General features: G+C 40.4%; 8 protein-coding genes. 4 read left to right on the top strand and 4 right to left on the bottom strand.

Features of this window, described 5'->3' with window-relative positions:
- Nucleotides 1–222 precede the first annotated feature (222 nt).
- Genes B5G52_RS05040 through B5G52_RS05025 form a run of 4 tightly spaced genes read left to right on the top strand, consistent with a single transcriptional unit; the run spans nucleotide 223 to nucleotide 4,474 of the window.
- Nucleotides 223–1,653 (top strand): NAD-dependent succinate-semialdehyde dehydrogenase, encoded by a 1,431-nt coding sequence (locus tag B5G52_RS05040; RefSeq protein ID WP_087531605.1) that lies wholly within the window; start codon nucleotides 223–225, stop codon nucleotides 1,651–1,653.
- A gap of 11 nt (nucleotides 1,654–1,664) precedes the next feature.
- Entirely contained in the window at nucleotides 1,665–2,825 is a 1,161-nt protein-coding gene (locus B5G52_RS05035) for a mandelate racemase/muconate lactonizing enzyme family protein (RefSeq protein ID WP_087531604.1), read from the top strand.
- Between the two features lie 33 nt (nucleotides 2,826–2,858).
- Entirely contained in the window at nucleotides 2,859–3,863 is a 1,005-nt protein-coding gene (locus B5G52_RS05030) for a 2-dehydro-3-deoxygalactonokinase (protein ID WP_176372504.1), read from the top strand.
- The gene (locus tag B5G52_RS05025) at nucleotides 3,860–4,474 is read left to right on the top strand and encodes a 2-dehydro-3-deoxy-6-phosphogalactonate aldolase (RefSeq protein ID WP_087531602.1); all 615 of its coding nucleotides are present in this window, start codon (nucleotides 3,860–3,862) and stop codon (nucleotides 4,472–4,474) included. The genes B5G52_RS05030 and B5G52_RS05025 overlap by 4 nt, the downstream gene beginning before the upstream one ends.
- Before the next feature lie 134 nt (nucleotides 4,475–4,608).
- Here B5G52_RS05025 and B5G52_RS05020 read toward each other — a convergent pair whose 3' ends face one another.
- From B5G52_RS05020 to B5G52_RS05005, 4 genes are all read right to left on the bottom strand, one after another.
- Nucleotides 4,609–5,346: a FadR/GntR family transcriptional regulator gene (locus B5G52_RS05020; RefSeq protein ID WP_176372503.1), complete on the bottom strand. Its 738-nt coding sequence runs from the start codon at nucleotides 5,344–5,346 to the stop codon at nucleotides 4,609–4,611.
- Nucleotides 5,347–5,415: 69 nt separating this feature from the next.
- Nucleotides 5,416–6,156: a FadR/GntR family transcriptional regulator gene (locus B5G52_RS05015; protein ID WP_087531601.1), complete on the bottom strand. Its 741-nt coding sequence runs from the start codon at nucleotides 6,154–6,156 to the stop codon at nucleotides 5,416–5,418.
- A 52-nt stretch (nucleotides 6,157–6,208) separates the two neighbouring features.
- Entirely contained in the window at nucleotides 6,209–7,729 is a 1,521-nt protein-coding gene (locus tag B5G52_RS05010; protein WP_087531600.1) for a tryptophan halogenase family protein, read from the bottom strand.
- Nucleotides 7,730–7,788: 59 nt separating this feature from the next.
- A complete protein-coding gene (locus B5G52_RS05005; protein WP_087531599.1) occupies nucleotides 7,789–10,620 on the bottom strand; it encodes a TonB-dependent receptor in 2,832 nt (943 codons plus the stop codon).
- Nucleotides 10,621–10,650 lie beyond the last annotated feature (30 nt).

Genomic DNA, 10,650 nt, shown 5'->3' with positions numbered 1-10,650 from the left:
ATAGATCATCAATTAAATGTGTTTGGTATTATAGGTATATCGGTCGCTTGCTAAGAAGGGGGCGTATAAAGAGTGAAGTAAATAAATGTGAATTTTATGTTGTCAGTGCAAACATCATATGTTTAAATACTTGCTATGTATAAGGTGATCGATACCTTTTCATTCTCCAGCCAATAAAGTGCCTTTATTTGGGTTGGTGTCAAAAATAATTGGAGCGGATAAATGCTGTCTAAACAACTTTATATTGGCGGAAAATTAATAACTACGGGTTCAACTACAAAAGTATTAAACCCAGCAACCTTGGAACCCGTTGGTGAAATTGCTGCAGCAGGAATTGATGAAGCAAACTTAGCCTTGGAAGCCGCGCAAGACGCTTTTCCTGTCTGGTCAAAAACACCAGTTACAGAGCGCGTTTGCTGGATGCATAAGCTGCGTGATGCGGTTATCGAAAATGAGCAACATCTACGTGAATGTTTACACCTAGAAATGGCAAAGCCTTGGCAATCAACTAAAGATGATTATCAAATGTTGGTTGATAGCCTTAATTTTTATGCAGATACCATGCTCAACCTAGAGCAAGAGTCTTTGACTGATAAAGAAGGAACACATAGCCATTCTTTACGCCGTGAACCGCTAGGCGTAGCTGCTGCATTTTTAGCATGGAATTATCCGTTACTTAACTTAGCTTATAAGCTCGGCCCAGCTATGGCAGCAGGCTGCCCTATTGTGATTAAGCCTTCGGTAAAGACACCATTATCTGCTTATGCTGTTGGCGAATTGTGCCAAAAAATCGGTTTACCCGCAGGCGTGGTTAATATTATTTCTGGGCCAGATCACAAAGTGGGTGATGCAATTTCGGCATCGACTATTCCCTCATTACTCACTTTAATCGGTTCCACCAATGTTGGTAAACATGTCATTGGTACTGGTGCGACATCGATTAAGCGTTATTCAATGGAGTTAGGAGGTAATGCCCCAGCCATAGTGCTAGCTGATGCGGATTTAGAAAATGCCGCTGATGTGATATGCGGTGTTAAATATGAAAACGCAGGTCAAATTTGCGTGACGCCAAATCGCGTATTTATTGCTGAACAAGTTGCTGAACAGTTCATAGCAAAAGTAGTTGCACGAGCAAAAGCAGTTAAAGTTGGTTTTGATCGTGATGCAGACATTGATATGGGGCCTGTTATGGATCTAGCGTCATGGAACCGTATTGATGAACTAGTTAAAGATGCACAAGCTAAAGGGGCGACAGTTTTAGTTGGTGGTGGTAAGCCTGAGCATTGTCAAACAGGCTATTTTTACAGTCCAACGGTGCTTGTTGGTGTAACCCCTGAAATGAGAATTTATCAAGAAGAAATTTTTGGTCCTGTGATCAGTATTATTACGTTCGATTCGCAGCAACAGGTGCTGATTGATGCTAACGATACCGATGCGGGCTTAAGCTCATTTATTTTCACACAAGATTTAGAACAAGCAGAACACTTTGCAAGCGAACTCCGTTTTGGTGAAGTACAAGTGAACGGTATTAAGTATGCGATTAACTTGCCGCATTTAGGTATTAAACAATCAGGCGTTGGTGTGGATTGCTCAGTATTAGCACTGGATGATTACCTTAGCTACAAACGTGTTTCACGTGCACTTAATGTTTAAGGATAACACTAATGAAAATAACAGAAATTATTAGTCATGTTCTGCAATATGACTTGGAAGAAGAGTTAGGTTACTCACAACAGTACTATGCAAAGCGCACCGCTCATTTAGTAGAAGTGAGAACGGATATTGGTATTACAGGTTGGGGCGAATGCTTTGGTGGTGGTGGTATTGCATTTGCTAATAAAACAATAGTAGAACGTGTAATACAGCCAATGATAGTTGGTATGGATCCCTTAGACCGAGAAGTAATTTGGCATAAGGTGTACAACTTAATGCGAGACCATGGGCAAAAAGGCATGCCAATCCAGTCAATGTCTGGTGTTGATATTGCATTGTGGGACATCGCAGGGAAATTCTTAAATCAACCTGTTTACAAGTTGTTAGGCGGCGCCTTTAGAGAGCAGATCCCCGTATATGGTTACGGAATGATGTTACAACGCAAAGCCAATCTTGCTGAAAGCTTTGAGCATGAAAGTGCACGAATTAAAGATGCTGGCTTTAATGCAATGAAAATGAAAATCGGCCTAAGTCCAGAAGAAGACATTAAGTTAGTAGAAGCTGTTCGCCGCGGTGTTGGCGATGAAATGCGCTTGATGGTTGATGCAAATCATGCATATACAGCACGTGAAGCAATTCCGTTGGGTCGTGCAATGCAAGACTTAGGTGTGTATTGGTTTGAAGAGCCTGTTGCGCCAGAGGATAAACAAGGTTATCGCGATTTGTGCGAAGCTCTCGATATGACCATCGCTGGTGGTGAGGCTGAATTTACGCGTTGGGGCTTTAGAGATCTCATTGAGAATCGTTGTGTTGACTTGCTGCAACCTGAGGTGTGCGCTTTAGGCGGAATTACTGAATACCAAAAGGTATTAGCGTTAGCGCATACACATTTTGTTCCGGTAATTAATCATGTATGGGGGTCGGCCTTAGCGGTAGGCACTAACTTACATTTATTGGCCGCATTACCTGACTTACCAGGCGCTGCGCATCCAGTACAACCAATGCTTGAATACGATACGACTCCTAATTTATTCCGTGAAAACTTATTAAAAGAATCACTGCGTATCAATGAACAAGTAAAAGAAAACAATGGTTCAGTTGCATTGCCACAAGGGCCTGGATTAGGAATAGAGCCAGATCCTGACTTTATTAAGCATTATGAAGTTCAGTAAACCTGCGAATTCTATCCAATGGAGACTTTTGTGATGAGTGATCAACAAACAGCCGCGGGCGAATTAATCGTTGTAGACTGGGGAACGACTAATTTTAGAGCATTTTTACTTGATAAAAACGCTCAAATTATAAAGCAGGTAAGTGCCGCAAGTGGTGTCCTTGCTGTATCAAATGGGCAATTTGAAGCTGCGCTTAATAACTACATAAGTGATTGGTGCTGCGATAAGCACATTCCTGTCATTATGGCAGGAATGGTTGGCAGCAAAGTTGGCTGGCAAGATACCGGCTATTTGCATTGTCCGGTGAGTTTATCTAAAAGTGCTCAACATTTGGTTCATTTAGATGTTGCCAGTTCACAGCAAAAATTTATTGTCCCTGGTTTTAAATATCAGCCACAGCACGGCGCAAGTGATGTGATGCGCGGCGAAGAAGTGCAAGTGTTTGGTGCATTGTCGATAATTGAACAGGAGCAAGGTGTGATCAGTGAAGCTGAACTTGCCCGCAGCATTTTTTGTTTGCCAGGCACTCATTCTAAATGGGCCTGTGTCAGCAAAGATTGTAACGGCGAATCAGTAATAACTCGTTTTAGCACACATATGACAGGGGAAGTGTTTGATTTAGTGACTAAGCACAGCATTTTAAGTGCGGGCTTAACACAACAAAACAAAGAAGCAGACACCGACTTAAGCCAGTTTTTACACGGTGTTTCATGTAGTCAATCAAAAGGTGGTTTGTTACACCATTTGTTTAGTGCACGCACTTTACAGCTAGAGAATAAACTACCTGAGGCAGCTGTATACAGTTACATATCAGGCCTGATAGTTGGTGCTGAGTTACATAGTGTCATCGCAAATGAACCTGTACTTGAACATATCTATTTAATTGGCAACAACCGGTTAAATAATTTGTATTCGGCAGCTCTATTATCACTCGGTTATTCATCAACAATTTTAAACAGCTCTCAGGCTTCAATTAATGGCATGTTTGCTATTGCAAAACAAGCAGAGCTGATTTCATCTATAGAGGTTACCTTATGATCAACTTACAACAGGCTATGCAACAATTGCCTTTAGTTGCAATTTTACGCGGCATAACTCCGAGCGAAGTTCTTGATTATGCACATGTGCTGGTTGACTTAGGCTACCGTGTTATCGAGGTGCCACTTAATTCCCCATCTCCTTATGAGAGTATTAAGTTACTGAGTGAAAAATATGGTGACCAAGTAGTGATTGGTGCTGGAACGGTGGTTAACAAGCAGCAGGTTGATGAAGTCCAACAAGCAGGGGGGCGTATAATTATATCGCCACATGCTGATGTTGAGGTGATCCGTTATAGCAAACAGCAAGGTTTATACAGTGTGCCAGGTTTTTATACGCCTACAGAGGGTTATGCAGCGATTCACGCGGGGGCAGATGCGCTGAAGCTGTTTCCTGCTGAAACAGCAGGCCCGGCTGGTTTAAAAGCAATGACAACGATACTCCCTAAAATTGATATTCTGCCTGTTGGTGGTGTTTCACCTGATAATATGCACACTTATATGGATGCAGGAGCCAGCGGTTTTGGGCTAGGCAGTGGTTTGTATAAAGCGGGTATGTCGTTGTCTGACTTTACTGATAATGCAACACGCTACGTGGAATTTTATAGATAACGAGGGTTTAGGTGATGAGATCTAATTGACTCATTGATGGTTTTGTCACTTTTACATGTGCGCTGTTAGCTTTTTATTCCTCTCACACTAAATAAAAAGTTAGCAGCGCCTTTCCATATGATTCAAAGACAACGTTATTTGTTGGCCATTAATGCTTTAAGTTTAGACTTAGCATCATAAAGTAGGTTTTCTGTTAATGACTGGGCTTTTTTACTGTCTTTATTTGCAATTGCATCTAACACTTCAGCATGAAACGGGATCGAGGCTAAATTACTTTCTGCTGTTTGGTTTGTTACTTTGATACTAACCAGTAAAGCAGAGAAAATAATGCATTCCATAGAGATGAATAGTTCATTGTGAGATGCCTTTAAAATCGCACTATGAAAGTGCGCATCAGCAATAACAAACTTATCAATATCGCTCACGCTATTTTCCATTTCACACAGCGCTTCTTTAATTCTGATAATGTCTTCTTCATTAGCACGTTCAGCGGCAACACTGGCGGCTTTTGGTTCGAATGCTAATCTAAATTCCATTAACTGCGTTAAAAACTCAGGATTTAAAGGTGCACTTAAATGCCACGCAAGTACATCATCATCAAGTAACGACCAATTATCACGACTTTTAACACGAGTACCAATACCGCGTCTAACATCTAATAAGCCTTTACCTACCAGTATTTTAACTGCATCACGGATCACCACACGACTCACTTGGAAACGCTCAGATAGTTTGTTTTCATCATCAATGAGTGTACCCGCAGTATAAGTACCAGCCACAATTCTTCGGCCTAATTCTTTAGCTACCTGTATTGGCAAACTTGGTGACATTGAATTGGCGCGTCTTAAATCGTAGTAGGTTAATTCACTCATTCTATACTGGTATCCATTTATAGTTAAAACTAGTTCTTATTTATATGATTTTAAGCAAAAAAACAATGGTTATTTAGCTTCCCCAGTGTTTGTAGCTAATCTAGATGTTGCATCATTAAGTAATCTTTCTGTGAGTATTTCCGCTTTATCTGCATCACCTGCGGCTATTGCTTCGTATACTTCACGATGAAACGGAATTGACGCCCCGTTATCTCTAGGATCTTTATTCGTTACCTTAATGCTCACTAATAGTGCGGAATAAATAACCCCTTCCATCGAAGTTAAAAAGCTGTTTTGAGCGGCTTTAATAATAGCCTTATGAAATAATGAGTCAGCGATGATAAATTCTTCGGCGGTATTTCCCACAATCGCCATTTTATCACACGCAGCTAAAATTTCAGCAAGGTTATCTGGCGTAGCCCTTTGCGCAGCCCAACGAGCTGCTTTGGGTTCAAATGCTAAGCGAACATCCATAAGTTGGCGTAAAAACTTAGGATTTGGCGGAGCAGATAAGTGCCATGCAAGTACATCATCGTCAAGCATATTCCATTTATCACGAGATTGTACTCGAGTGCCAATGCCTCTACGTACTTCAAGTAACCCCTTACTAACAAGGATCTTAATTGCATCGCGCATAACCACTCGGCTAACTTGATAGCGATTGGCAAGCGTGTCTTCATCATCCATTAAACTATTAACTTCAAATGAACCAGCCACAATACGTCGGCCCACTTCTTTGGCTACTTGAACCGAAAGGCTAGTCGACATACCTGGAGTGGATTTTAAATCATAATATATTAGTTCGCTCATACTCTGTATATAAACATAATATGTTTATTTGGTCAATTCAAATTGTTAGCAATCAACTATTTGCTTTTAGCATATTATTATGAAGCGCGTTTGCGAACGCTTCATGACTAGGTGCTTGTTTTATCATTTGCGCTAGTAAATAGGTGTGCTTATGTAAAATAGCATCGACTTGTTGATGATCGGAGTTGTAAATTAAAGGATTTAAATTAGTTGGGCGCATTTTCATTCCCTCTAATACGGCATACCAACTGTCATTGGAAAATAAGTCTTGGGGGTTTTTCATTAATATGCCATTACTTTTAAATACGGCTAACTTGTGCTCTAAGCTTTTTGGTAAAGCGCGGTTATGCCAATCTCGCCAAAATGCTGAATCACTGCGCTGCGTTAAAGAGTAATGAATAATAATAAAGTCACGAATGTTTTCAAACTCTATATCCATTTGCCGATTGTATTCATCACATCGTGCTTGCTGAAATTGGCTATCAGGTAACATAGCAACAAAATTCAGCATGCCTTTCATGATTAGATATAAACCTGTTGATTCTAATGGCTCTAAAAAACCTGCAGACAAACCAATGCTAAGACAGTTTTTGTACCAGAAAACATCACGTTTACCAGTAGTAAATTTGATAGCTCTAGGTGTATTCTCAAGTGGCTCAGTAATATTATTGGTTAAAGTGGCGAGTGCTTCCTCATCACTGCAATACTTGCTGCAATATACATAACCATTACCTGTTCGATGATTGAGTGGGATTTGCCATTGCCAACCATGTTGATGAGCTACAGCATGCGTATAAGGCTGGCGTTGTGATGGATTTTTCGATTGCACGACAACAGCTGAATCTACGGGTAAATAGTGTTGCCAGTTTTGATAGCCAACCTTTAAAGTTTTGTCTATCAATATCGCTGATTGGCCACTGCAATCGATGTAAAAGTCCGCATCTAGTTGTTCCTTATTATCTAAGATAACGTTTGTGATCTGCTGTTTTTCACAGACTGTAACTTCATTAATATGAGCTGTGCGATGGATCACGCCTCGAACTAAACAATACTTTTTTAAATAGTCAGCCATTAGAGTGGCATCTAAGTGCAACGCGTATGTTGAATGGCTAAGAATGTTTTTTTGATGTTGTTGAGCTTGAGCAAACTTGTTTTGCTCTGCAAGTACCACATTGGGTGAAAAATCACAGTATTGGTATTTATTACCGCGTTGTTTTGCTGCTAACCAATGTTGGTAGAAACTCAAGCCATCAATGGTTTTACCGATATTTCCAAAAGGGTGCCAATAACTATGTCCTTTCGTTAGCCAATTAGTGAATTTTATGCCTAATTTAAAGGTGGCTTGTGTAGCTTGGATGAACTCTGTTTGTGGGATATTTAAAAAGCGAAGTAAATCAATGATGGAGGGAATTGTTGCTTCGCCAACACCGACGCTGCTGATAGTAGGAGACTCTATAAGCGTAATTTTACATGGTAAATGGGCTGTTACGCGGCATAGAATGGCTGCACTTATCCATCCTGCACTGCCTCCGCCAATAATGGCATAGTGCGTTATAGGGGCAATGTTGTTCATATTGAACTCCCAGATTATGCAGATTATAAAAGGGCAGCAAAACTGCTGCCCTGGTTACTTTAGAATTTGGCTCTAACACCAATACGATAACGTGGTCCAGTGTACTGGACGTTAATAACACGCTCTTCTACATCTGCGTATTGATAAACTCGTTCGTCTGTAATGTTTATCGCTTCACCGGTGACAGTAAAGTATTCATTTATTTCATAAGACATACTAAAGTCGAGTTGACCATATGCCGCAGTATGTTCTGGTAATCCACCGCTTCTGACACCAGAACGACTACTTAAAAAGTCATCTCGCCAGTTGTAGGCCAACCGAGCTTGAAATGCATTTTTGTCATAATAAGCGACGACGTTGTATGAGTTTTCTGCAAATCCTTCTAGTTTATCGCCTGGGTCTTTTACCCCAGGTAAATCAATTTCCGGTGCATTTTTATTCTTTGTATCAGCCCATGTATAGTTGGCTTGTAGACCTAGACCACTTAAAAAGCCTGGTAGGTAATCCATATTATGTTGCATAGCTAATTCAACACCACTGATCGTGCCACCCGCTTGATTTTGTTTTTGATTAATCGTTTCACTGACATTGCCGTAACCATCAATCGAAACAGAGTTATCAACATATTCAGATCCATTCCAGACATCAGGCGTTGGATCTATAAAGGTAACTTGCGCGATAGATCTTGAAATATCTTTATTAAAGAAGTTAATCGCGTATGCATCACCCCCATCGCTGTAGTACTCAAAAGATAAGTCTAATTGATTAGCTTGGTAAGGTTCTAGGTAAGGGTTACCCCCTGTTTGTGAAAAGCTACCGGCTTGCATATCGTTGTAGCTAACTTGAACACCAATATCGTCTATCCCTGGACGAGACATGACCTTTGCCGCTGCTGTTCTAATTAAAAAGTTATCGCTTAAATTGATACTAAAGTTAAGACTTGGTAGCCAATTGTCGTAACTATTTTCGGTTTCGATGCGTCCCGGCTCAGTATACTCAACTACTAGTAAAGGTTGACCATTATCAAGCTCGCCAGTATAAGATAATCTGCGTTTACCATAACCACTTGAAGTAGAATCGGTTTCGACATAACGTACACCTACATTACCTCGCCAATCGTAATCGGAGATAATACCGCTTAAGTTAAATTGTGTATAAGCACTTAGCGTAGTTTCAGTAACGCTTGATGAAGCCGTTTCATTATATTGTTCATTCGGCCAATTTGGATTTTTTGTCATCTCACTAATAGCAGCATGGTATTTATCAATGTCTGCAAAAATGAAATCACGTGGGAAATTGCCTGATTCATTGCTTAAGAAATCACTGTATGGGCTAGCTGAAAAAATATCATCTGGCATATCGCGTAATTCACCGCAAATATCAGCACCCGGTACAACTAAACCACAGTTGTCTTCGTGGAAAGTTTCATACCGCTCGCGTACCTTCTCACGATCAGAGTAAGCTATGCCAAAATCCACTGAGTCTAAGACTAAGCTTTCAAAAAACTCTAAATCTAGTAAATACTTACCTTTTGTTTGTACTTCTGTGATGGTGTCTTCTAATTCGTAATGTGAAATTTGATTCCAATGAGCACGAACGCTTGAAGGTGAGGCGTAATCAATTGTGGTATCTAAATTCACAGTGTCTGTATTACGAAAATCAAAATCGAGACTATCGTTCATGTCAGGCGAAATGTAATTTGGTACGAGTAAATCAGTACGTGGGGTTGATTTTGATGTTGAGTGGCTGACATCTAATTCTAAAGTTAAAACATCAAACTCTTTTACTGAGTTAAATCCAAAAGCCTGAGTTTTAGATTTAGACTCAAGGACTTGAAAAAGTCCATCAATTCGAAAGTCCACATTTTCACCAGCGCCCCCTAAGGTTGCTCCAGAAAATTTAGTCCCAGATAAAATTGTACCATTTTCTGATGCAACAACATTACGCCAATTAGGGTATTGTAAGCCTGCTTGTAAACCTTGAGTTTGGGTTTCGACACTTAAATCTGTATACATGTAGTCAAATGTATTAGTGAAGCTAGAATCTGGAGACCATTGCAAACTTGTATTAATTCCAAATCGTTCGCGATGCTCTTGCCCGAGTGCATATTCAATACGACCAGCGTGGCGAAGAGTCGAAGGCGTTATTACATTGCCTGATTCATTATGAATATCTCCCTCAATGACACCAGGTTCGTTATTTAGTAATAACCAACGAGTTGTACCCATTGAATCATAACGGTTATCACTTTCTTGATGAGATATCGCAATGTTAAAACCAAACGTATCGTCTGCAAAAGTATTACTGAATAAACCTGAATATTCAGGACTTACCTCACCTGATAAGTCGCTATACTTAGCATTTATCGAACCTAAAACGTGTAATCCTGGGTTATCTAGAGGTCGTGCCGTTTTAACGTTGACATAGGCACCTATGCTCCCCTCTGGGGTGCTAGCAGTGGGTGATTTAATTACATCTGCACCCGAAATCAATTCTGCTGCTAATACTTGGAAATCAAATGAGCGGCCAATTTCAGAGGTAGCTAAAATGCGGCCATTTAACGTTACCACATTAAACTCCGGGCCAAAGCCGCGCACCGTGACTTTAGAGCCTTCGCCATTAACGCGGTCGATTGATACACCTGGTATACGCTGTAGTGATTCGGCTACGTTTTGATCTGGAAATTTTCCGATATCTTCAGCAACTATACTGTCTTGAACACTATCACTATAACGCTTTAAAGAAGAGGCAGCTTCTAAGCTCGATCTAACCCCTGTGACTAGAATAATTTCTGGCTCATTGTCTTTTTTTATCTCGGTGGATTCTTGTGCCATAGATGGACTAGAAATTGCGGCAAGAATTGCTAGCGCTATCTTCGTTCTGCTACTCATGATTGTCTCCAAAGACTCTTAATATAATTA

The sequence above is a fragment of the Pseudoalteromonas sp. A601 genome (assembly GCF_002165575.1).
Lineage (GTDB): Bacteria > Pseudomonadota > Gammaproteobacteria > Enterobacterales > Alteromonadaceae > Pseudoalteromonas.
This window is presented reverse-complemented; position numbering and strand designations above follow the sequence as displayed.